Genomic DNA, 22,217 nt, shown 5'->3' on the forward strand with positions numbered 1-22,217 from the left:
ATAGATATTTCTATGGCTGATAGCAGAAGGAATGATTTTTGTCGCGTTCCCGCTTGCTGCATGGTTCGGCCGAAAGCCGGAGTGACACCATGCCGAGCAAACTGAAAATCCTGATGATCCTTACTTCCAGCGCCCCCATGGGCGAGGCCGGCGAGCCGACCGGCCTGTGGTTCGAGGAACTGGCGGCGCCTTACTACGCTTTCATTGATGCGGGGGCGGCCGTGACGCTGGCCTCGATTGTTGGTGGCCCGGCGCCGATCGACCCGCGCTCGGTCAAGCCGAAGGGGGAGAACGAAGCCAGCGTTGATCGCTTCCTCAGCGACGAGACGGCTTCCGCAGCGCTCAAGGTGACAGTCCGCATCAACGGCATCGACGTCTCGGTTTACGACGCGATGTTCCTGCCCGGCGGACATGGGACCATGTGGGATCTGCCGGACAGCGCCGAATTGGCCTCGCTGCTCACAAAGGCATGGGCGCAAGGCAAGGTGGTCGCTGCCGTGTGCCATGGTCCGGCTGGCCTCGTGAACGCGAAAGACGAAACCGGCGCACCGCTCGTCGGCGGTCGGCGCGTTGCAGGCTTCACCGACAGCGAGGAACGCGCGGTCGGCCTCGACGCGGCGGTGCCGTTCCTGCTGGAAAGCCGCCTGCGCGAATTGGGCGGGCGTTATGAGAGCGTCGCGGATTTCCAGCCTTTCGCTATCACCGATGGGCGGCTTGTGACCGGGCAGAATCCGGCTTCATCTGCACTCACGGCCAAGCTCACACTGGAAGCGCTGAAAGCTCATCCCACGCGCTGAACCGCCTCCCCAACAAGAAGAAAGACCGTTCTCATGACCACGCCGCAGGCGCGGAGCATTCCGCTCGTCATCTATGTCTTCGCGCTCTCGGCGTTCGCTTTGGGCTTTACGGAATTCGTCACCATTGGCCTGGTGTCTGACATTGCGTCCGACCTGAAGGTGGATGTCGGGCAAGTGGGCGCCGCCGTCGCCACCTATGCGATCGGCGCGACCATTGGCGCACCGATCCTGACGGCGCTGGCGGCGAGCTGGAGCCGCAAGCATCTCCTGCTGGCGGCAATGATCGTGTTCACCGTTGGCAACTTCCTCGTCGGTCTGTCCGGCGACCTCACTTCGTTGCTTGCGGCCCGATTCGGATCAGGACTGGGCCATGGCGTCTTCCTCGCCGTTGCATCCAGCGCGGCGACAAGGCTGGTCGCGCCGGAGCGAGCAGGCAGTGCGGTCGCCGTCGTGTTCGGAGGGCTGACGCTGGCGCTGGCCTTCGGCGTGCCGATCGGCACTTTCCTGGGCGGCATCTGGAGCTGGCAGACCATTTTCATGGGCGTGGCGATCTGCGGCGCGATCGGCGTGGCCGGTCTGGCTCTGTTGATGCCAAATGCGAAGGATGGGGGGGAAGCGAAGGACGCCCTGCACAATCTGCTGGCGCTGTTCGACCGCCGCTTGCTAGGCGCAGCGTTCATCACCGTGCTGGCCTATACCGGCTCCTTCTGCCTGTTCTCTTATATCTCACCGCTGTTGATCGAAGTGACCGGCATGAACCTCGCATGGGTCAGCACGATGATGCTGGTCTATGGAGTGGCAGCGGCGATCGGCAACATCATCGGTGGGCGCATGACCGACCGTCTCGGCCCCGACAAGGCGGTGATGATCGTTCTCGTCGGTCTTGCCCTCGTGCTCGCGGCGATGTGGCCCGCCGTCCATTCCGTTCCGGCCATGGCGGCGTTGATCGCCGCACTCGGCGCGCTCACCTATGCTGCGGTGCCCGCCATGCAGGCCCGCGTCATCGGCATTGCCGAGCGCCATGCGCCCAAAGCGCTCGCCGCCGCAGCCGGCCTCAACATCGCTGGTTTCAACTCGGGCATAGCGCTCGGATCGCTGGTCGGCGGCGGGGTGATTGGAGGCTGGGGGCTGACCGCGACGGCGCTTGTCGGTACGGGCGCTGCCATCGCAGGAATTGCGGTCCTGTCGTTTCAACGGAACGAGTCAAGGACGTGAGGAGGCGTGGACAGAGCACAAGGGCGACGAATGCGGCGGCGCGAAGGGAGCGGTAGACCCTCATGAGCCTTCCCCGTCATTGCTGTGCATGTTCCCTAATTCGCTGATCGAATGGTTTGCGTCTGGGCCTCAGCAAAGTCGGCTCATTCACAGACAACGCCAAATGGTTAATTTAACTTCTCGTTAACGAGAATCTTTAGCTTTCTAAGTCATCGCTTAATGATTTGGCGCGAGAGATAGACAATGCAAAAGCCCGTGCGGTTTGCGGGCAGGATTTTGTGTTGTTAATGAGTGATCCCGCGGAAAAGCCTGAAGTTGTCCAGCTGCCGGCCGAGCCCCAGGCTGCCGCGCCGGTCAACAGTCGCCGCGCCGCGGCGCAGCGGGTGCGGGAGGCGCGGGATCGGTTAACGTCAACCAGCGGGACCCGCCCCGCATTCGACACCGAACTGCTCCGCCAATATGCCCAGACCAGGATCTCGGCATCCTACGTCGTGATGCTGCTGGTGATCGCCACCGGCGTGCTGTTCGGCCTGTGGCGGGAGCCGCTCGTGGCGGCGGCCTGGACCATCGGCGTGCTCGGCATCCATGCCGCGACCGTGAAGAGCTGCACCAAGTTCCTGAAGGAATCCCCCTCGCCTGCCGCGACGCGCAAATGGCGGGCGCGCTTCGTGCTGCTCGACCTGCTCTACGGCTTGTTCTGGACGGTGATCCTGGCCCATCCCGCAGGGACGGATGCCGCCTCCAATGCAATGATGATGTTCCTGATGCTGCTGGTGATCGCGGTCTCCAGCATGCTCGCGGCGAGCCTTCCAATGGCGGCACTGGCGGCCACCGCGCCGGTGACGATCGCGATCGCCGTCAGTTTCGCGCTGAGCGGTTCCTTCGACAATTACGTGTTCGCGCTGCTCGCGCTCGGCGCCGAGGGCTATTTCGCGCTGCTTGCCCACCGGCTGCATTCGACGACGCTCGCCACGCTGCAGGCGCGCGCCGAGAAGGACGTGCTGATCGCCGAGCTCGAACAGTCCAAGGCGATCTCCGACGAAGCACGGCATCGCGCCGAAGCCGCCAACGTCGCCAAGTCGCGTTTCCTGGCGCAGATGAGCCACGAATTGCGCACGCCGCTGAACGCCATCCTCGGCTTCTCCGAGGTGATGAAGAGCGAGATCTTCGGCGCGCATGCGGTGCCGGTCTACAAGGAATATTCTGCCGACATCCACAATTCCGGCGTCCACCTGCTCAATCTCATCAACGAGATCCTCGATCTGTCGCGGATCGAGGCCGGCCGCTACGAGCTCAACGAGGAAGCGGTCTCGCTGCTGCATGTCGTGGCCGACTGCCACCATCTCTTGAAACTGCGCGCGACCAGCCGCGGCATCACCATCCACGAAGTATTTGAGCAGGGCATGCCGCGGATCTGGGTCGACGAGCGCGCCACGCGGCAGATCGTGCTCAATCTGTTGTCCAACTCGATCAAGTTCACCCCGCAAGGCGGCGAGATCTGGCTGAAGGTCGGATGGACCGCCTCCGGCGGCCAATATCTCAGCGTGAAGGACACCGGCTCCGGCATTGCCGAGGACGAGATTCCGATCGTGCTGGCGTCGTTCGGCCAGGGCTCCAACTCGATCAAGTCCGCGGAACAGGGCGCGGGCCTTGGCTTGCCGATCGCCAAGAGCCTGATCGACCTGCATGGCGGCACCTTCACGCTGAAGTCGAAGCTGCGCATCGGCACCGAGGTGATCGTGACATTCCCGCCGGAGCGCGTGATGTCGGCGTTGGCGCCGATGGCCGAGGAAGCGCCGCCGTTGCAGCCGCAACCCTCGATTCCTATGACCGACGACAAGCAAAGGGGGCGCCACAAGCCGATCATGAGTGCAGGCACCGGGCTATAGACACTACGAAGAGTCATCCCGCTACGCGCTTGCACCCGCGATCGAAATCGTTTCACTATCGATGGATGAGCACAGAAACGCCGTGTATCGCAGTCTGTATGATCGACCCCAGGACCAAGCTCTGCTTCGGCTGTGGGCGGACGCTGCCGGAGATCGCGCGCTGGCACAAGATGGACAGCGCCGAGCGCCTCGCCGTAATGACGCTATTGCCCGCGCGCATGGCGGAAGCGGGCCTCGAGCGGATGGAGGCGCGCCCGAAGCGCGCCTAGAGCGCGATGACTTTTCTTCGAATCGTCATCCCGCTCTAGCTCTTTGTTTGAGCATGATCTCCGCGCAAACGCTTCGCGTTTGCCGCGAGGGAAAACCGGTGCCCACTTTTCCGGATCATGCTCTGGTGCATTGGACGCGGGAGGCGGTGTCATGAGCCGCATCCTCCTCGTGCTCCTATTGCTGGTTGCGACCGCCGGCGCGGTCGTCGCCTATGGCGATCCCGAACAAATCGCGCGCGCCGGCCATCAGGTTTCGCACATGCTGCGCGGGAACGTTGTGACCCCCGGCCCCGCCGTGCAGATCCCGCGCGGACAGGGCGGCGAGTTCGCGCTGCGCGCCAAGATCAACGGCGTCAGCGCGCCGATGGTGATCGACACCGGCGCGACCTCGGTGGTGTTGACCTGGGAGACCGCGAAGGCAATCGGGCTGCCGATCGAAATGCTCGAATACAATGTTGATCTCGAAACCGCCGGCGGCCACACCAAGGCAGCACGGCTGACGCTCGATCGCCTCGCCGTCGGTCACCTGGTCGAAAAGTCTATCCCGGCGCTGGTGGTGCCGCGCGGGCAGATGAAGACGAATCTGCTCGGCATGAGCTTCCTGGATCGGCTGGAAAGCTGGGGCGTGCGGGCCGACAAGCTGATGCTGACCGGCTATCCCGACGTGCTAGGCCGCCATCGACGCGGCCGCACGGCTTCCAACTAGCGCGATCGCCTCGCGTAGTACATTCACCCCCGCACCCGGCCTCCTGCCATGCTCGGCGAGATGGCGGCGGAAGGCGCGCGCTCCTGGCACGCCGAAGAACGCGCCGACGAAATGCCGCGTGATCGCATGCAGCCGCGCGCCGCGCGCGAGTTCGCCTTCGATATAGGGGATCATCGCCTCAAACGCGTCCTGCATCGTGGCGTGCGGCGCCGCCTCGCCGAACAGGTCGGGGTCGACCGACAACAACCGCCACGGCTCCTGATAGGCCGCGCGGCCCAGCATCACGCCATCGACATGCGCCAGGTGCCGCTTCGCCTCGTCGAGACTCGCGATGCCGCCATTGATGATGATGGGAACATGGGGCATGGCGGCTTTCAACCGATAGACGCGATCATAGTCGAGCGGCGGGATGTCGCGGTTCTCCTTCGGCGACAGGCCGTTCAGCCAGGCTTTTCGCGCGTGCACGATCAGCGCATCCGCGCCCGCTTCGATCACGCCGCGCGCGAGCGTATCGAGCGCCAGTTCCGGATCCTGGTCGTCGATCCCGATACGGCACTTCACCGTCACCGGAACCTTCACCGCGCGCTTCATCGCCGCGACACCCTCGGCAACGAGCACCGGCTCCGCCATCAGGCAGGCGCCGAACCGGCCATCCTTGACCCGATCGGACGGGCAGCCGACATTGAGGTTGATCTCGTCATAGCCGAAATCCTCGCCGATCTTGGCTGCAGCGGCGAGTTCACGCGGATCGGACCCGCCAAGCTGCAACGCCACCGGATGCTCGCTCGCATCAAACCCGAGCAGCCGCGCGCGATCACCATGAATGACGGCGCCGGTGGTCAGCATCTCCGTATAAAGCCGCGCCCGCCGCGAAAGCTGGCGATGGAAGACGCGACACTGCCGGTCGGTCCAGTCCATCATGGGGGCCACGGAAAAGCGATAGTCTTGCGATTTCAATACTTTATCCTATGTTCTCAATGGGATGAACCCGGAACATGTGCACTCCAAACTAGTCGAAATTGCACACGTTTGTACCTGTTTTGACCTCTCAGTGCACACGTAGCGCACACGAATTGGGGAGTGCACACGGCCGTGGCCAGCTTCACTCAATTGCCTTCCGGGAACTGGCGCGTCCAGGTCCGCCGCAAGAACCGCTACGTGTCAGAGACCTTCCGCCGGCGCAAGGACGGCGAAGACTGGGCGCTCGATATGGAGCGCAATATCGACCGCAGTGGATCACCAAAGCCCCGCGCCGCTGTCCAAGCCAAAACCTTCGGCGACATCATCGATCTGCATATCGAGGACATGCACGAGGTCGGCCGCCCTCCCCGTCGCTCCAAGGCCGCTGTGCTAGAGGCACTGTCCGTCGTCAGATAATTTGAGACTTATCAGGCTCTTCGAGAAGGGAGGCTCTGGCTCATCAGGGGTTAGAGTTTAAGCGGCGTGCAGCTGATGCTGCAAGCGGCGGTTCGCGATGGTGGCAAGCTTGATGCGTTTTCGTTCTGCGAGGATCATCTCCGCCCTGCCGAAGTAGACGTCGGCCGGCGTCAGATTATCGATGCTCTCATGATAGCGGACGTGGTTGTAGTGCTCGACGAAGGCGCCGATCTGCCGTTCGAGATCGCCGGGCAGGTAGTAGTTGTCGAGCAGGATGCGGTTCTTTAGGGTCTGATGCCAGCGTTCGATTTTGCCTTGGGTCTGGGGATGATACGGCGCCCCGCGCACATGCTGCATGCCCTTGCCTGCGAGCCACATGGCCAGATCGTCTGCCACGTAGCTCGAGCCGTTGTCGCTGAGAAGCCGCGGCCGGTGCGCGACGGTGATATGGTCAAGGCCGGAGGCCGCGAGCGCCTGGTCGAGCGTGGCCGTGACGTCGGAGGCGCACATCGTGGGACCAAGCCTCCAGGCCACGATGTAGCGCGAGAAGTCGTCGAGCACGCTCGACAGGTAGTACCAGCCCCAGCCAGTGATCTTAAGGTAGGTAAAGTCGGTCTGCCAAAGCTGGTTGATGGCGGTGGTCTTGTCCTTGAACTCGTTTGCCGCCTTGATCACCACATAGGCCGGGCTGGTGACGAGGTCATGTGCCTTCAGCAACCGATAAACCGACGCCTCGGAGACAAAATACTTCCGTTCGTCGGTGAACCGCACGGCCAGTTCGCGCGGCGACAGTTCCGGAAACTCCAGCGCCAGGTCGATGATCTGACCTCGTACGTCGTCGGGGATGCGATTCCAGGCCCGGTCTGGTCGAGACCGATGGTCGGCCAGCGCGTCGATGCCGCCCCCGCGGTAACGATCATACCAGCGATAGAATGTGGCGCGTGGGATGCCCAGCTTGTCCAGCGTGCGCTTGGCCGGAAGATGCGATTGCTCGACCAACTGGATGATCTCGGCCTTCTCGGATGCGGGATATCTCATGCCTCGTTCTCCCCATCCCGTTCATGCTTTTTTGAGCAAGCGGTTCTCCAGGGTGAGGTCGGCCACGACTTCCTTCAACGCTGCCGTCTCACGACGGAGATCCTTCCTCGCCAGAGGTCGCGGCACGCGCCGTATCGCCCGCCAGCCGGCGCTTACCGGCTTCGAGGAACTCCTTGGACCAGCCATAATACATCGAGGCGGCGATGCCTTCGCGGCGACACAGCTCAGAGATATTCTCCTCCCCGCGCAGTCCGTCCAGCACGATGCGGATCTTCTCTTCGGCCGAATACTGCCGACGCGTCTGACGACGAATGTCCTTTAGCACTTGTTCTGCCGGCGCTTTGCCCGGTCCGGATTTCTGCTTCATCTGCGCTCCTGGTGGCTACGATGAACCAGAAATCCTCCCTCCGCAAAATCCTTCAATTTGTCTCGCAGGCGCTGACGGCGAACACTCGAGATGGAAGACTACCGTCCGCTCGCCGATTCCGACGAGAACCGCAATGTCGGCGACCGTCTTTCCTTGCGCCGTCCACGCCAGGCACTGACGCTCGCGCTGGGTAAGCTCGCTCTCGACGCGCTGGCGCGAGGCCAGCGAGGCATCAAGCCTGGTGTCAACGTGGACGTGAAAATACAAACCTACCTGATGAACAACGTCTTTCCAGATATCATCGAGTTGATCAAACTCGGTTTGGCGAAGGCTTGTCGCCAAAGTGAATGCGGCCATGCGCCCGAACCCGCCTCTGATCGGGACGGTAATTCCAGACCGGATCCCAAACGTCGTTGCCTCATCAAAAAACTGCCGCTGCGCTCGGTCTCCGGCAGCGATGCGCGCCGCTCCACCGCAAGAGAACAAATCCCGCCTGGCCCGGGCACGAAGGACCACGGGGTCGAGTTGCTGGTAGCCGAGTTGAAAGTACCGGCTGGTCCACGATCTCGGGTAGGACGAGATCAACAGCGGCGCTTCGCCATCCAGACGCAGATAAGCGAAGCGCTCGAAGCCAAGTTTCTGCGCCACCCGAGCTGCGATCCGCTCGAACGCTCTTGCATTGTCAGCTGTCTGGATTGCGTCAACAAACTCCTGAAATGTGGTCTCCATCGGACTCATTCTATGTGGACTGTTGTGAAAAAACCGCGCACCGTGTTGAGCGAGATTTCCGGGGCACTTGCGATGTGCCTTTGGGCATGTCGCTCGACGACCGGGGACGTCCGCTAGCCATTTACGTCTGGTCAAGCGATCACGCTGCATTGTGGGTCTTCCGGGCTTCTATCTTGCTGGGAGATCAAGCAGCAGGACAAGCAAAGCCAACCAGAATGGAGCCAGGTGCAAGGACTAGTTGCCACGGCTCTATGTTCGGCCTCGGGACCTCCGTTTGCGGGACAGCATGAGTTCCGCTGCAGCACATCGGGCCACAGCTTGCGGATTGCCATGATCAGACGGACACATTGCGGCTGATGCAGTGGCGCCAGCGGAGTCAAGGCGTCGATCGCTCCCATAGAAGCGTGGTCGATTCGAACCGGCCCGGAGAAGGCATCGGCGCCGTGCACGACACGATGCCTAACCGCAATGACGCGGCCCATGTCAAAATGGCTCTCTCGCTATTTCCCGCGTGGCTTAGCTCAGCAGCGGTCTGGGCCGCCGCCGTGCAGTCGATGTCGGCGACTACAACCTTGGCGCCGTGGCGGACCAAGGCCCGCGCCACGCTTGCCCGATGCCGCTTGCGCCGCCGGTGACCAGCGCCGTCTTGTCCGCAATTTGTTTCATAGGCGGTCCTCCTTTAGATCTTGCTCAACTCGCCTTGACGACGCCCCCGTCTCAGGGATCATAGCCGCCTTCGCCGGGGTCAACTCTCAATGAAAATCCCCGGGCCAGTTCTCAACGAAGATCAACACACCACGTCCAACGGCAATGATCTTCGCTAGTCCTAACAACACATCCCACTGCCTCCGCGGTCGAAGCTGCGACTCAAAACAGCAGAAACAGGCATCCCAAGAAATTCAGCGACGATCCCTCACGGGGGAAATAACTGATGCTCGGATGATCGGTGTATGCCACGCCAAGCGTTCCCCAGATGCCGGGCCGGAGGTGCGCGGTGTAGGAAGCCGTTATGGTATTGGTGTTGTAACGCGCCCCGACCAAGGTCTCGGTCGCGAAACCGTTCACAAAATCAGCCAGATGGGGACTGACTTCATTGCGACTATAAACCAAACTGAGCATGTCCTTTGGCCTTGAGGCGGAGGGCCCAATCCAATAGAGCCTGCCCTCGTAATACTGATAGAAGGCGGCAGTCTTGGGCGGCGTGTACATTGCCGTACCGCCGACGTAGATGCCGCGGTAGGCCGTAAGGGGTGACGACGGATCCTGCTGCCAAAGCTGCCGGTCCGCGAGGAGATAAAAGCCCGGTACGCCAGATTTGGTGCCTCCGGTTGCCAGCTCGGATAGGTCTTTGAATTCGGATGTGTTGTACATGGCGCCCGCGCGGATCCAGGTTGACAGATCACCTGGCAAGGGAGGCGTCTGGTAGCCGACTTCGTTCAGAAATAACGTTCCCGTTCCCTTGACGGCGAGTCGAACCTCAAACCGACCCCGTCGCTGTGGATCTCATCGTAGATGGGATTGCCGGTAGGCCCGTTAACTGGATTGCTACGCTGAACAAGGAACTGATTGTAGAATGAATTCGAGATGTTCCACTTTAAACGAACCGCTGGCGCTGCAAAAGGTTCGGTGGCCAAGCCTAATTCCGCCGGTATCGACGCTGAAGGACCGAACGGACTTGAAAAATTACCGCCGACGTAGGTGCCGATCACTTCATCCGAAGCGGCGAACCAGCCGACCTTGGCTTCCACCTTGCCGTCGAACAGCGGCTGATACCAGGACAAATTGGTAATTCTGTTAGCGGTGGGTAGATAGGCGTCATTCGTGCTCGTAGTGACGTTCGCCGCGAACGCCAACTGCCCCCCAGTCAAACCGATCCGTCCCAAGTCATAGGTCAGGTATGGCTTCAGGGTGTATGTATTGCCGAAGCTCTGTCCAAAATAGGCCTGGTTTCCAGCGCAGATTCCGCCGATCCGGGTGATGCTGGTACAGACCGGATATGTACTGGGAACTTGTCGGGGCGTGTCGAGCATATTCGCCTGCATGATCTCGGGACTGACAAACAACAAGCCGAAACCTTCCTCTGCCAGCGCCGAGCGGAAACCGCCGACGTCTTGCGTTAGAGTGTCGGAGAAAGATGGGAACGGAATGTTCCAGCCCTTGTATCCCAAGGTCGCGTTCATCTGGTCCAGCGACATTGCTGGTGCGGACGGCTTCGCGACGCTAGGAGGCGGGGCCGTAGCGGGTATCGGCGCGGCGTCAAAGCCTTTCGCGATAGTGGAAGACGTCGAGGACCGCTTTTTCTGTTTGATCGGCTTCACGGCAGTTGGAGCTGGCGCGTCGACACTTGGCTGCGGTGGACTGGCAACCTCAGCCGCGTGCACGCCGGTCGGCGCGACGCCGGCAAAGGCGATCAGAAGGCCTTGGCAAATCCGCGCCTGCCATCTCACGTGACTTACCGAGCCCGATATACGGCTGCTCGCGATGACCCCTCTCGTCGGCATATTCTCTCCCTGTATTTATCTTTTGCGCCCACCCCGAGACCGGACTGAGCTGCCGGTCTTCGGGTAAGGCTGCGCGAATGAAATCCGGAAGAACGCAAAAAGTCAACCAACAAGTTGGATGATGACACAGATGCATCGGAATCGATTTGTGGAGGACGAAGCGGCGTTGTCCCCTGATCAAATCAGGCTTCAACATTTACGGGCAAACCCTTCGGCTCTCAGACCTAGCCATGCCCTCCCGAGCCTGCGACAATGATTGCATGTTCGCAGATAGCCAACCCCGTGCCCGTGGCCATGCGTCGCCGCGCCGATCTTCGGTCTGCCCGCCGTCAACCTGCGCGCCTGGTCCGGGAAAACCAGATCCCCGGAACGGCGCTTCCGTCAATTCGAGCAGGCTACCCGTTGGAATATCCGGACACGGACCTCCGACACGACCACAGCGGTCTTGGATTGGCTGCCAGAAATCGCATTTCAGAATGGGGAGGAAGGAAGCCGTCGTGCCAAAATATAAAATAGTGTAGACGTTTGATCATCAGATGTTCGACGATTCGTATCATAAATTGGCACTGACAGGAGGCTTGGTCCGTGCCCCGGTTATGCGCATGCAATATGGATATGGGCTCCGGCGAGAGGATGGCTTATGAGCACCTCTCGTAAAGCAGCTAAATCCATTGCAGGCGAGAATACCAAGGATCGAATCCTTCATGTCGCGGTGGACGAGTTCGCGAAAAGGGGCTTTGCGGCTGCCCGTATCGACGAAATCGCGCGGCGGGCTCGAGCGAACAAGCAGCTCATCTACTATTATTTCAAAGGCAAGGCTGGCCTCTATGACGCCGTGCTCGAGGAGATGGTCGAATGGTCAAAGCCACTTTGGGCGTCTGTCTCTCATAGCGATCTCAAACAGCTCATCACTACGCTGATGACGAATGCCGCAGATCATAAGTTAGCGAGATGGCGGCGTCTGCTTGCATGGGAAGGGATCGAATTTGGTGCGCGGCCGGACCGCCGTGTTCACCTCGAAAGCGTTCGCTCTGCCGCCTACCGGACGCAAACCGACGTTCTGGAACGGGAAAAAAATCGGGGAGCGTTTCCAGCCGAAATCGATCCGAAGGTGCTCTCACTTATGCTCACGCTCCTGTCGCTCGGACCGGATCTTCTTCCACAAGTGACGAAGCTCATAACGGGCAGGGAGGCCCGAGATCCCACGCTGCGTCACGACATGCAACATACGCTGCTCAAACTCCTCGATGCCGCGAGTCGCCGCGAAACACCCGCCACATCCCACGAGCCACAAGCGAAATGAGAGTGCTTGGCGCTCCTCGGCCGCAGCCGCGTCGTCGGGCGCTATCGACCTGGCGCCCGGCTAGGGCGTCGGGTCGACATAGACGGTCTTTGTCGTCAGGAAGGCGTCCAAGGCTTTGGGGCCGTTCTCGCCGCCCCACCCGGACTGCTTGTGACCGCCGAAAGGAAGGCTGTAGTCGAAGCTGGGCGAGTTCAGATGGACGTCGCCGGCATCGATCGCAGCGGCGAACCGATGCGCCCGCACCAGATCGCGCGTCCAGATGTAGGCCGCCAACCATACTCGGTGCCGCTGAGCTGTCCCCTCCGTTTTGGAGGGGGCTCCCGTTGTGAAGGAGGCGGCCATAAGCCGCTTGTTCCGACCTCTGCCCCTCTGCCATAGGGTATTTTGCCCTCAGCCAGACGAGACGGCGCATATTGTAGGCGAGATTGGCGAGGCCGATCTTCGGCGTGTATCCTCGTGAAATACGGGGGTGTTGTCTTATCGACCATCGCCTATCCAGCCCTTTTGTCCAGAGCCAACTGTCAGGAGAAAATATCGATCTTACCGCACGACGTCCTTCTGTAACGCGAGGACAGGCATGAGGGTTAGACCGTAATCGATGCCGGCCTCCCAACCGAGTTCATCGACGATTTGGTAGGTCTTCTTGGTGTAGTCGAGCGATACCGCGTCGAATGTCGCAATCAGCTTTGCAAGTTCGACCGCGCGGGGCAGCAGCCGTTCACGTGGCACGACTTCGTTGACGAGCCCCCAGCTCAACGCCGTCGCTGCATCGATCCGCTGCCCGGTCACGGTCAGCCAGATCGCATGTTTGTGGAGAATCCGACGCATCGTCGTGGGACCGGCCAGCGCCGGATACTGCCCGAAGGTGATCTCGGGCATGCCGAACGTCGCGGTGTCAACCGCGATCGCCAGATCGCAGCTATTCACCAGCGTGAGCCCACCGCCAAGTGCATAACCGTTGATCGCACCGACGAAGATGGCGGGATGCTCGCGGATCGCCCTCTGCACCATAGCCCAACTGTTCGCTTCATGCGCGAACGCTCGCTTGGTCGGATCGTGTTTCTCCTTGATGTCGACTCCCGAGCAGAAGCTCTGATCACCTGCAGCGGTCAGAACGACGACTTTGCTCCCAGCCTTCTTGATGGCGTCCAGCGCATCGCACAGCGCCTTCTGGGTGGCTGAACTCATCGCGTTCCGCTTGTCTGCCCGGTTGATTGTAAGAATCGAATAGCCTTCGTGGTGCTCAACAAGCGCCAGCTCTGCCTCGCTCGTGACGGAGGCCGACGTGGTCGTGGTGTTCATTACGATCTCTCCTTCAAAATTCTTCGCTACGCTGGCGAACATTCACGAATTGACTGGACGGAACTTCGCGAGCGCGAATTCCTCAGTCGCCGGCTCGAACTCAACCCGCATGGGCATGTCGATACGGAGATCTTGGACCCTCACATCCGCCGGGATCGTAGCCACCATGAAAGGTCCTTCTTCGAGCTGGACGAAAATGACGGGATAGGGGACATCGCCCTTAAAGGACGGGAAGTAGACCTGGTGGAAAACGGTCCAGGACCACAGCGTCGCTCGGCCCGAGACGTCGACCCATTCAGCATCTGTCGAAAGATCGATCGGATCGAAGGGCGCATAAGGAAAACGATACCTCCCCGTCGAGACTGAACGCTGGAGGCGGAGCTTGCCTTGAAGAGACCCCTCAAAGAACGGCGCGTTTTCCGGTGTTTTGTCTGGGATAGGCTTGGTATACTCGGTCATCTGCGCGCTCCTACTTTTCAACTCGACGGAAGATCTGAGACGTGATGATGGGCGATACGCAAATATACTGCGCAAACTCCGCGTTCTTGACTTGTCGCTCACCGGCATCGCCACGCAATTGCCGAACGGCTTCGACCTGCAGCGCCCAGCCCTGCATATAGCCCTCGCTCGTATGGCCGCCGCTGGTGTTGATCGGAAGTTTGCCCTCGCGCTCGATCCGCCCATCGCGAATCCACTTCCAGCCCTCGCCTTCCGCCGCAAATCCGAAGGATTCGAGCGAGAAAAGCACGATCGGCGTGAAGTTGTCGTAGATCTGCACGACGTCCATGTCCTTCGGCGAGAGTCCAGCTTCGCCGAATACCTGCGCTGCCGCCTGTCGCGAGCCGTTTGCGAAAAGATCGGTCACTGTGTAGTAGTTCGTGAGGTTGCTGGACGACCCCATCGACATGATTTCGACAGGGACGCTTTTGAGTTCCTTGGCGCGATCCACCGAGGTCAGGATGATCGCCACGCCGCCATCATTGATCATGCAGTAGTCGTAGAGACGTAGAGGTTCGGCGACGTACCGCGAATTGATGTATTCCTCCCGCGACAACGGTTTGCGCATCGCAGCCTCGGGATTGACTTCGGCGTTTCTCCGATTGCTGATGGCGATCGGCGCGAGAGCATCGTCTGGCGCGCGGTACAGCTGACGGTAGCGCTGATACATCAGCGCGACGGAGGCGCCCGGGGATGTCATTCCATATGCCCAATCGTATTTCACGTTGCCGACGCCATAGTCGCCGCCATAGGTCGCACCGGCCGACCGGCCATTGTTTCCGTAGACGAGCGCTATGGTCGACGCGCGACCCGACTGGATCAGCGCGACGGCATGTTGGACTGCGACCCCGGCCATCCGGCCGGAGCCTTCGACGGCATTGACCACCCGCAATTGCGGGGTGCCGATCAGAGTAGCAAAGCCGTTGTAGTCTGAAATACGCGCTGTAATGAGCCCGTCCAAATCCCCCTTCGACAATCCAGCGTCTTCGAGCGCCTTCTTTAGCGCGTCGACGCCGAGCGACTCTGCGCTGCGGGGCGTGCGATCACGATATAGCGCCGCGTAGTTGGTGTTACCTACGCCGACGATGGCGACGCCGGTTCCTGCCCGTTTACTCATGACAAATGTCCTTTCTTCCTTCAGCTTCCGCCGAGACTGACAGACGCTCGATTTCTGATCGCGTGGGGTCAGGCTTTACGCACCGGGAGCGCGGTGAGCTGGTTGATGAAGACCGACCATCCGCGTTTGGGTTCGCCGTTCAGACGAAGCTTGAGGCCGCGTTTGTGCAGCTCTTCCCAAAGCACCTTGAGTTCGAGCTGCGCCAGGTAGGCGCCGATGCAGCGATGCACGCCGGTGCCGAAAGCGAGGCTGTCCGTTTCCGAGCGCCACGGATCGAACTCGTCGGGATTGGCAAACACCCGCTCGTCCCGGTTCGCCGATATGTAGTACAGAACCATCACGTCGTCTTTGCGGATCTGTTCCCCAGCGAATTCCAGATCCCTCGTTGCCGTGCGGGCCATCTCCATCGGCGGGCTGATCAATCGCAAAAACTCGTCCACAACGCGATTGGTGCGGCCTTCGCCGATAGCCCGAGCGGTGCGGTCCGCCACGACCTGATCCGTCAGGTAAAGTCGCATCGAGTGCCCGATCGCCGTGTGCGTGGTCTCGAAGCCGGCGACCATCATCAGAAACATCCAACAGAGAAATTCGCTCTGAGTAAGCTCGCCCTTGTCGACGCACCTGCCCAGTTCGGTGAACATGTCGTCGGCTGGCTGCTCTCGCTTGAGTTTCTGAAGCTTCTCAATGTAGGGCGCCACCTCCATCATGACCTTGATGGTGGCCTGCGTCGTACCGGCGCCCTCCCCCAAATCCTCGGTCTGCTGCGTCGCCGCGAAAAGCGCCAGCGTCCATTGAACGATCAAGGGTTCGTCTTCACGGGGTGCGCCCACGACACGCGCGATGACGCGGGCAGGAATAGTACGGGCGACTTCATCGACCCAGTCGAACGTGTCGAGAGACTGGATCCGATCCACCACCTCGCACACGATCTCCCGCACCCACGGCTCGAAATTTGCCACGACCCTCGGGCCAAAACCTTTCGCCGCGGCTCGACGCAAATGACTATGGCGCGGCGGGTCGGTAAGTATCAGGCTGTCGGAGGTCAGCACCGACTCCTGCTGATTTGTGATGGGATAGGCAGCACCCTTCGTTGATGTGAACGTCGCAGGATCCTTCTCCACGGCAACGATGTCGGCAAATCGCGTCACCGCCCAGAAGCCGCCGTTCGCCGTGGCAATCGTTGTCGGTTGCCAATACAGGCCGGGCAACCTTCGCATCCGTGCGAACGCTTCGAACGGGACGTCTTCTACAAACGTCCGCGGGTCCGTCAGGTTTGGGAAATCGGAATTGGTCTTATGTGCTGTCGCTGTCATCGTTGATCCTCCCAGATCAGGTTCGGTTGCTTGATATTCAGCCCCACTCGTTCCAACCAACTAGTTATATAATACTTGCCGCTGTTCTTGACCAGAGCAGTCTGCGGATTAGGCAACCGCCGCGACCATCCTGGATAGGTCGCGAGGGGTGATCCTGGTATCGGCAAGGATCACCGGATCTACAACAGCCGCCGCGGCGACCAACTTCCTCGCGACGGCAAAGTCTTGTGGGCTCCCCACGATGTCAGCGGCGCTGACCACACCGTTCCTCAGATAGTAGATCGCAAACTTCCGTCCGTTCGTCAGATCTCCCCGAAGAACGACCTGATCATGCTCGTCCGACAATCCCACGATTTGGAGCTTCACGTCGTACTGATCGGACCAGAACCACGGCAGACTGATGTATGGGCGAGGACGACCGAGCAACGTCTCCGCGACCGTGCGCGCTTGCTCCGTCGCGTTTGGCACGGATTCGATTCTGCGCAGAGCGCCATTTCCAGCGTCAGGAAACCGCGCGACATCCCCGATGGCATATATGGCGGGGTCCGACGTCCTCAGACATTCATCGACGACAATGCCGTTCTCGACCTCCAACCCTGCCGCCTCAGCGAGTTCGCTGTTCGGTACGAGACCTATGCCCACCAGAACAATATCCACGCGAATGTGTTCGCCCCCGTCCGAGACCAAAGTCTCGACATTTCCGCTTTGCCCCACGAGATAGCTTTGGACCGAGGTTTGCAGGCGCACATCAACACCTTCTTCGTGATGGATGCGCCGAAAGAATTCGGACACAAGCGGACAAGTCGCACGCGCGAGGAGTCTTTGCTGGCTTTCCAGCAAGGTTACGTCCAGCCCGAGCTGGCGTGCGACCGAGGCGACCTCGAGTCCGATGAAGCCCCCGCCAATGATCGCCAGGCGAGCGCCTGGAGCGAAATAAGGCCGCATACGATCAATGTCGGCTCGTGTTCGCACATAGAAGACGTTTGCGGCGCCGCTCAACTCCCTCACCGGCAGCTGCCGCGGACGGCCGCCAGTGGCTATCACCAGCTTGGAGTAACTCAGCACTTCGCCGTTAGAGAGTGTGACCGTCTTGGCCTTCCGATCGATCGATCTCGCGGCGGTGTTCATGCGGACATTGATGTTCTGCTGGTCATACATCGCCGGCGCGCGGATCAGGAGTTCTTCGGCGGAGCACTTGCCGAGCAAATAGGCCTTTGACAGCGGAGGGCGCGCGTATGGATAAGAAGCTTCGTTTCCGACGAGGGTGAGGCGTCCGTCGTAGCCAAGCGAACGGAGCGCCGCGGCGAGTTCGCCACCAGCCTGGCCGGCACCGATGATGACGATGTCCTCGGACGACATCACCTTTGCGCCTTCGGAATGTGAACGACAATGCCGTCCAGACTCTCGCTGCATTTGATCTGACAGCACAGCCGACTGAATTCAGTGGGCTCAACCGCCGTCACCGCAAGCATGTCGTCTTCTTCCGGCGTCTTGGGCGGCAGAGTTCGCCATGACACTTCATCGACGAAAACGTGGCAAGTGGCGCAGGAGAGGTCTCCGCCACATTCTCCGATGATGCCGTCGACGAGGTTGCTGGTCGCCACCCGCATGACAGACTGGCCGTCGCTGCCCTCGTGTTGCTCCTGGCGCCCGTCAGGATGGATGAATGTTACCTTCACCAAAGTCTATTCTCCCTAACTTATTTTTTTGAACGAGATCTCAACCATTCGGTTGGCTGACGTTAGTTGCCCCAGACGTCATTTGCCAGCATGATCACTTCGGTTGAAGCGCACTCACTTGCTCTCAGTGGCCATGTGCCTCGACAGCAAGGTCTTTCCATTGCTCCCACGTCGCAACCCGCGCTCGATAAAGATCCGGCACGAGCTGAGTGGGCATGACACCGAAAAATACCCGCAACGGAGGCGCCTCGCTGTCAACCACCTTGAGCAGCGCAGCACCGGCTGCCGCCGCGACGCCGAAGAACTCGGCTGGCATGGCACTGGCTTGTTGAGCCATTCCCGAATGCAGCTCGGCATATTCCGGCTTGGGCGCAGCATGCACCGCGCTGCTGCCGGCCCAATCGGTCGCGTATGGGCCGGGCTCAACCAAGGTCACCTTGATGCCGAAAGCGGCCACCTCTTGGGCCAGCGCCTCGGTTAATCCCTCGAGCGCCCATTTTGAGGCGTGATAGCCCCCAAGATTGGGGAATGCTGCAACACCGCCAATAGTGGAGATTTGGACGATGTGACCACCCCCCTGGGCTCGCAGTATAGGGAGGGCCGCTTGCGTTACATGAAGCGCCCCGAACAGATTGACCTCGAGCTGATCACGCAGTTCCTGGTCCGTGATCTCTTCGACGGCGCCGAAAAGACCATATCCCGCGTTGTTCACGACAACGTCGAGCCGCCCGAACTTGTCCCTGGTCTTCGCCACTGCCTCGAACGCCGCCGTGCGGTCCGTTACGTCAAGAATAAGGGGAAGGACCGCCTCACCATGAGTGTCGACCAATCCCTGGAGCGCTGAGAGATGTCGCGCAGTGGCGGCGACCTTGTCGCCGCGCGCCAGCGCCGCTCTGGCGAACGCCTCCCCAAGCCCGCGGCCAGCGCCGGTGATGAACCATGTTTTCGTCATGCCTTCCTCCCTTAATGAATGCCGGATCTCGCCCGCACCGCTCAGCCCGCTTCGAATGCCGCCCACCGTGGGGGCCTCGTGGACCAACTGGGCGAAGAGGAGCCGGGCAACTCCGCAGGGCGATCCCAAAACAGAGGCACCCCGTCGACCTGAAGTGGAAAAGCGAGCCGTCGCGATGGGCGTCCGCCCAGATCCCATACCCTCTCGTCGGCGAACGGCATGTCATGGGGCAGCGTGAACTCCACACCGCCGGCTGGCCGAACCGCGCTCGTCAGTAGCGCGGCAGTCCGCGCGAGCGACATCTTGGTGATCGAGCCCCGCCCCGTCTCGAGACGGCGCGCCAACCCCCGTAATGCGGCCGCAGCGAGCAAATAGCCCGTTCCGAAATCCAGTGCCTCCACCGGCAGGTGACGCGGGCGAGAAGCGTCGACCAAATGCCCGAGCGCGTTCAGCGGGAGGCGACGTTCCGGCGCTTCATTCGCCCAGCGACTGACCTCATCGGCTATTCCCGAGGCATACTGGACCAGCGTGTCGAACCCTCTTCGGCCACGCCACGGCCCGGTCCAGCCATAGGCGTTGAGCACCACCTCGACGAGACCCGGCCGGATAGCGGCGCGCTCGTTCTCATCGAAACCAAGCGAGTCGATGGCTCCTGCGCGATAGGAATGGATAAAGATGTCGGCCGTCGACAGCAGTTCCTTATACCTGGCCCGGCCTTCCTCCGTGCGCGCATCCAGCAGAGCCCAGCGCTTGCCCAACATGATGTCATTGGCACCGCCCAGTGCCACCTCGTCGGCGCCAGGGGGATCGATCCGCAGCACTTCCGCGCCGAGTGCGGCGAGGAGGCGCGTCGCCATCGGAGCGGCCACGACGCGAGTCATATCGAGAACCCGCACGCCGTGCAGCGGACGTTCCGCCACCGGCTTCCACTGGTCTTTCGCGACCAAGGTTTCCCTCACCGCTGCAATAGGTTCTTGCGCCACCGCGGCGCCCTGAGGATGCGCTTCCCACTCAGCGAGCGATCTGGCAATCGCGACAGCTGCGCCGGCCTCTATGAGGCGTCGTTCGGCCTCCTCGGCAGGCAACACACGAAGCGCCGCCGCAATACTGTCCAGCCCCTCCGAAACGCCCAGGGCGGCCAGCAATCGCCGCCGGAGCGTCGGATAGCTTGCCTGTACCCGCATCCATCGATCGTCCGCCGTTTGGAACTCGACCATCCATTTGGCGTGAACGCCATGCCGCTCTGGCGTGTCGATGAACCGCGTCGGGGCCAAGGGGACATCGAACCAGATCGTAGCATGGCGCCGATCCACGTTGATCGGCCCGGGAGATACGCCCGCCTTTTCCAGGAGGTTCGTCACCCCCAAACCCGCCACAGCGAACGTGGCCGCTGCAAAATCGACGACAGGAAAGGGCGAGCGCAGATCGCCTTCGCCTGCAAACGTGACACGTTGCGGCGCGGCTTCATCACCTCCCATGGCCGCCCATATCTCGCTTGTGATCGCCCGCGCGATCGGGAATTCGTCCCTCCGCACTTCGGGCTTTAACATGGTCGGCATTTCTATCTACTCCTTGGCGAGGCGGGATGGTTGCTGTTTCTCGGGCTCGCCCAGTCAGTGCCGGCCGAAGTTGGGGCGGTTGCCCAGGTCGATCCAGACCGCCTTCTCCTCCGTGTAGTAGTTGAGCGCCTCCGCGCCGAACTCGCGGCCGACGCCGCTTTCGCCAAAGCCGCCGAAGGGAACGTTGAACGAAATCATGCGGTAGTTGTTGATCCACACATTGCCCGCACGCAGCCGCGCCGCCATCCGATGGGCCCGCGCGACATCCTTCGTCCACGCTGCGCCCGCCAGTCCATAGCGCGTGTCATTGGCGATCCGGACGGCATCATCCTCATCCGTGAAGCGGATCAAGCCAACGACGGGTCCGAAAATCTCCTCACGCGCGATTCTGAAGGCGTTATCGACGCCCGTGAAGATGGTTGGCTCAATGAAAAGGCCCCGCTCAAGCGCAGCCGAACCACGCGCCGCGCAGCCGCCGCGAGCAATGTGTGCGCCGTCCTCCACGCCGACATCGAAATAGCTCAGCACCTTCTTATACTGCATTCGATTGGCCATCGGCCCCACGTCCACCGTGGCGTCGAGAGGGTCGCCAAGCGTCAGCCGATCGGTCGCGGCGGTCAGGCGTGCGGCAAACTCGTCATAGATCGAAGCCTGAACGAGCACACGAGAACCGCCCATGCAGGTTTGTCCCGTGGCGGCAAAAATGCCGCTCATCACACCATGCACGGCATCGTCGAGATCGGCATCGGCGAACACGATGTTGGCCGACTTGCCGCCTAGTTCGAGGGTGACGCGACCCACGCGGTTGGCCATCTCGCGCATGATGGCCTTTCCCGTCGCGGTCGAACCTGTGAACGCAATCTTGTCCACGTCGCGATGCGCCACCAGGGCTTCTCCGGTGGGTTTGCCGAATCCGGTGACGACATTCACGACCCCGCGGGGAAACCCGGCTTCCTCGATCAATTCCGCAAGACGCAATGTCGAGGTCGGCGTGATCTCCGATGGCTTGATCACGATCGTATTGCCTGCGGCCAGCGCTGGAAAGAGCTTGGGAGCGAGCAGCGACAGCGGAGAATTCCAGGGAGTGATGGCGCCAACCACACCGAGCGGCTCACGACGGGTGAACACCATCATGTTCGGGAGTGGCGGCTGTATCGTCTTGCCTTCGATGTTCTCGGCCAGCCCTGCGGTATAGTGAGCGTGCATGGCCAACGCCTGCGCACCGGCGGTCATCTCTCCGATGAGTTTGCCGTTTTCATGGGTTTGGATGCGGGCAAGCTCGTCAGCGTGCCGACGGAGCAGATCACCGAGCCGGCGCAGCAACGCAGATCGCATAAAGGGAGAAGATGTGCCCCACCCGGCGTCGAAGGCTCGCCGCGCCGCCTGTACCGCGCGATCGACATCCGCCGAAGTGGCCGCCGGCACGGTTCCCCACTCCGTGTCGTCGTAAGGATCGACACAGCGAAACGTGCCGCCGTCGCTCGCGCCGACCCATTCGCCGCCTATCAGCATCCGGTATTCGCGATCATAGTCGCTCGAAAAGCGCGGGACTTCTGAAGCGGCGTTCGAACTCATCATTTTATCTTCCTCCCGTTTCATCTTGTTC

The 22,217-nt window shown here is 61.1% G+C and carries 22 protein-coding genes and 1 pseudogene; 7 read left to right on the forward strand and 16 right to left on the reverse strand.

The genetic code is table 11. From position 1 onward, the window contains the following. Nucleotides 1–89: 89 nt before the first annotated feature. The 5 genes from YY7_RS0133650 (at nucleotide 90) to YY7_RS0133670 (ending at nucleotide 4,876) form a co-directional block, all read left to right on the forward strand. Complete coding sequence (locus YY7_RS0133650; protein ID WP_028167052.1) at nucleotides 90–797, forward strand: type 1 glutamine amidotransferase domain-containing protein; 708 nt, start codon at nucleotides 90–92, stop codon at nucleotides 795–797. Between the two features lie 33 nt (nucleotides 798–830). Then, on the forward strand, nucleotides 831–2,012 hold the full coding sequence (locus YY7_RS0133655; protein ID WP_035691574.1) for an MFS transporter: 1,182 nt from the start codon (nucleotides 831–833) through the stop codon (nucleotides 2,010–2,012). Between the two features lie 287 nt (nucleotides 2,013–2,299). Continuing rightward, entirely contained in the window at nucleotides 2,300–3,901 is a 1,602-nt protein-coding gene (locus YY7_RS0133660; RefSeq protein WP_028167054.1) for a sensor histidine kinase, read from the forward strand. A 65-nt stretch (nucleotides 3,902–3,966) separates the two neighbouring features. Continuing rightward, nucleotides 3,967–4,170 carry a DUF1289 domain-containing protein gene (locus YY7_RS0133665; protein WP_028167055.1) on the forward strand — a complete coding sequence of 68 codons (204 nt, stop codon included), beginning with the start codon at nucleotides 3,967–3,969 and terminating at the stop codon, nucleotides 4,168–4,170. A 151-nt stretch (nucleotides 4,171–4,321) separates the two neighbouring features. After that, nucleotides 4,322–4,876, forward strand: coding sequence for a TIGR02281 family clan AA aspartic protease (locus YY7_RS0133670; protein WP_028167056.1), 555 nt, complete (start codon nucleotides 4,322–4,324; stop codon nucleotides 4,874–4,876). Here YY7_RS0133670 and dusA read toward each other — a convergent pair. Next, nucleotides 4,838–5,797 carry a tRNA dihydrouridine(20/20a) synthase DusA gene (gene dusA, locus YY7_RS0133675; RefSeq protein ID WP_028167057.1) on the reverse strand — a complete coding sequence of 320 codons (960 nt, stop codon included), beginning with the start codon at nucleotides 5,795–5,797 and terminating at the stop codon, nucleotides 4,838–4,840. The two genes, YY7_RS0133670 and dusA, sit on opposite strands and share 39 nt — an antisense overlap. A 159-nt stretch (nucleotides 5,798–5,956) precedes the next feature. Here dusA and YY7_RS0133680 point away from each other — a divergent pair, with 159 nt between their 5' ends. After that, nucleotides 5,957–6,253: a hypothetical protein gene (locus YY7_RS0133680; RefSeq protein ID WP_028167058.1), complete on the forward strand. Its 297-nt coding sequence runs from the start codon at nucleotides 5,957–5,959 to the stop codon at nucleotides 6,251–6,253. A 57-nt stretch (nucleotides 6,254–6,310) separates the two neighbouring features. Here the strand turns inward: YY7_RS0133680 and YY7_RS0133685 are convergent. The 5 genes and pseudogenes from YY7_RS0133685 to YY7_RS0133710 form a co-directional block, all read right to left on the reverse strand. Beyond that, nucleotides 6,311–7,658, reverse strand: a pseudogene (locus YY7_RS0133685) (IS3 family transposase). 15 nt (nucleotides 7,659–7,673) lie between these two features. Continuing rightward, entirely contained in the window at nucleotides 7,674–8,537 is an 864-nt protein-coding gene (locus tag YY7_RS65250) for a LuxR family transcriptional regulator (RefSeq protein ID WP_080663961.1), read from the reverse strand. Next, on the reverse strand, nucleotides 8,519–8,869 hold the full coding sequence (locus YY7_RS60865; RefSeq protein ID WP_155255414.1) for a hypothetical protein: 351 nt from the start codon (nucleotides 8,867–8,869) through the stop codon (nucleotides 8,519–8,521). Before YY7_RS60865 ends, YY7_RS65250 begins: the two co-directional genes overlap by 19 nt. A gap of 385 nt (nucleotides 8,870–9,254) precedes the next feature. Continuing rightward, nucleotides 9,255–9,797: a carbohydrate porin gene (locus YY7_RS0133705; protein WP_245287494.1), complete on the reverse strand. Its 543-nt coding sequence runs from the start codon at nucleotides 9,795–9,797 to the stop codon at nucleotides 9,255–9,257. Between the two features lie 26 nt (nucleotides 9,798–9,823). Continuing rightward, nucleotides 9,824–10,834 (reverse strand): carbohydrate porin, encoded by a 1,011-nt coding sequence (locus YY7_RS0133710; protein ID WP_028167062.1) that lies wholly within the window; start codon nucleotides 10,832–10,834, stop codon nucleotides 9,824–9,826. Nucleotides 10,835–11,528: 694 nt separating this feature from the next. Here YY7_RS0133710 and YY7_RS56945 point away from each other — a divergent pair. Continuing rightward, nucleotides 11,529–12,191 carry a TetR/AcrR family transcriptional regulator gene (locus YY7_RS56945; RefSeq protein ID WP_051397057.1) on the forward strand — a complete coding sequence of 221 codons (663 nt, stop codon included), beginning with the start codon at nucleotides 11,529–11,531 and terminating at the stop codon, nucleotides 12,189–12,191. A 60-nt stretch (nucleotides 12,192–12,251) separates the two neighbouring features. Here the strand turns inward: YY7_RS56945 and YY7_RS0133720 are convergent, their stop codons facing one another. From YY7_RS0133720 to YY7_RS0133765, 10 genes are all read right to left on the reverse strand, one after another. Next, nucleotides 12,252–12,464: an aldehyde dehydrogenase family protein gene (locus YY7_RS0133720; protein ID WP_028167063.1), complete on the reverse strand. Its 213-nt coding sequence runs from the start codon at nucleotides 12,462–12,464 to the stop codon at nucleotides 12,252–12,254. 267 nt (nucleotides 12,465–12,731) lie between these two features. Beyond that, a complete protein-coding gene (locus YY7_RS53600; RefSeq protein ID WP_196237364.1) occupies nucleotides 12,732–13,493 on the reverse strand; it encodes an enoyl-CoA hydratase/isomerase family protein in 762 nt (253 codons plus the stop codon). Nucleotides 13,494–13,535: 42 nt separating this feature from the next. After that, entirely contained in the window at nucleotides 13,536–13,952 is a 417-nt protein-coding gene (locus YY7_RS62170; RefSeq protein WP_028167064.1) for a Zn-ribbon domain-containing OB-fold protein, read from the reverse strand. Between the two features lie 10 nt (nucleotides 13,953–13,962). Beyond that, the gene (locus tag YY7_RS62175) at nucleotides 13,963–15,108 is read right to left on the reverse strand and encodes a thiolase family protein (protein ID WP_028167065.1); all 1,146 of its coding nucleotides are present in this window, start codon (nucleotides 15,106–15,108) and stop codon (nucleotides 13,963–13,965) included. A gap of 68 nt (nucleotides 15,109–15,176) precedes the next feature. After that, nucleotides 15,177–16,421 carry a cytochrome P450 gene (locus tag YY7_RS0133740; protein ID WP_028167066.1) on the reverse strand — a complete coding sequence of 415 codons (1,245 nt, stop codon included), beginning with the start codon at nucleotides 16,419–16,421 and terminating at the stop codon, nucleotides 15,177–15,179. Nucleotides 16,422–16,529: 108 nt separating this feature from the next. Further along, nucleotides 16,530–17,834, reverse strand: a complete 1,305-nt coding sequence (locus YY7_RS0133745; RefSeq protein ID WP_349642696.1) for an NAD(P)/FAD-dependent oxidoreductase — start codon at nucleotides 17,832–17,834, stop codon at nucleotides 16,530–16,532. After that, a complete protein-coding gene (locus YY7_RS0133750; protein WP_245287495.1) occupies nucleotides 17,780–18,100 on the reverse strand; it encodes a 2Fe-2S iron-sulfur cluster-binding protein in 321 nt (106 codons plus the stop codon). The genes YY7_RS0133745 and YY7_RS0133750 overlap by 55 nt, the downstream gene beginning before the upstream one ends. A 124-nt stretch (nucleotides 18,101–18,224) precedes the next feature. Next, the gene (locus tag YY7_RS0133755) at nucleotides 18,225–19,118 is read right to left on the reverse strand and encodes an SDR family NAD(P)-dependent oxidoreductase (RefSeq protein WP_245287496.1); all 894 of its coding nucleotides are present in this window, start codon (nucleotides 19,116–19,118) and stop codon (nucleotides 18,225–18,227) included. Then, nucleotides 19,094–20,611, reverse strand: a complete 1,518-nt coding sequence (locus YY7_RS53605; protein WP_051397059.1) for a CoA transferase — start codon at nucleotides 20,609–20,611, stop codon at nucleotides 19,094–19,096. The genes YY7_RS0133755 and YY7_RS53605 overlap by 25 nt, the downstream gene beginning before the upstream one ends. Before the next feature lie 54 nt (nucleotides 20,612–20,665). After that, nucleotides 20,666–22,210, reverse strand: a complete 1,545-nt coding sequence (locus YY7_RS0133765; protein WP_245287497.1) for an aldehyde dehydrogenase — start codon at nucleotides 22,208–22,210, stop codon at nucleotides 20,666–20,668. Nucleotides 22,211–22,217: the final 7 nt, after the last annotated feature.

This window comes from Bradyrhizobium elkanii WSM2783 (assembly GCF_000472865.1).
Taxonomy (GTDB): domain Bacteria; phylum Pseudomonadota; class Alphaproteobacteria; order Rhizobiales; family Xanthobacteraceae; genus Bradyrhizobium; species Bradyrhizobium elkanii_A.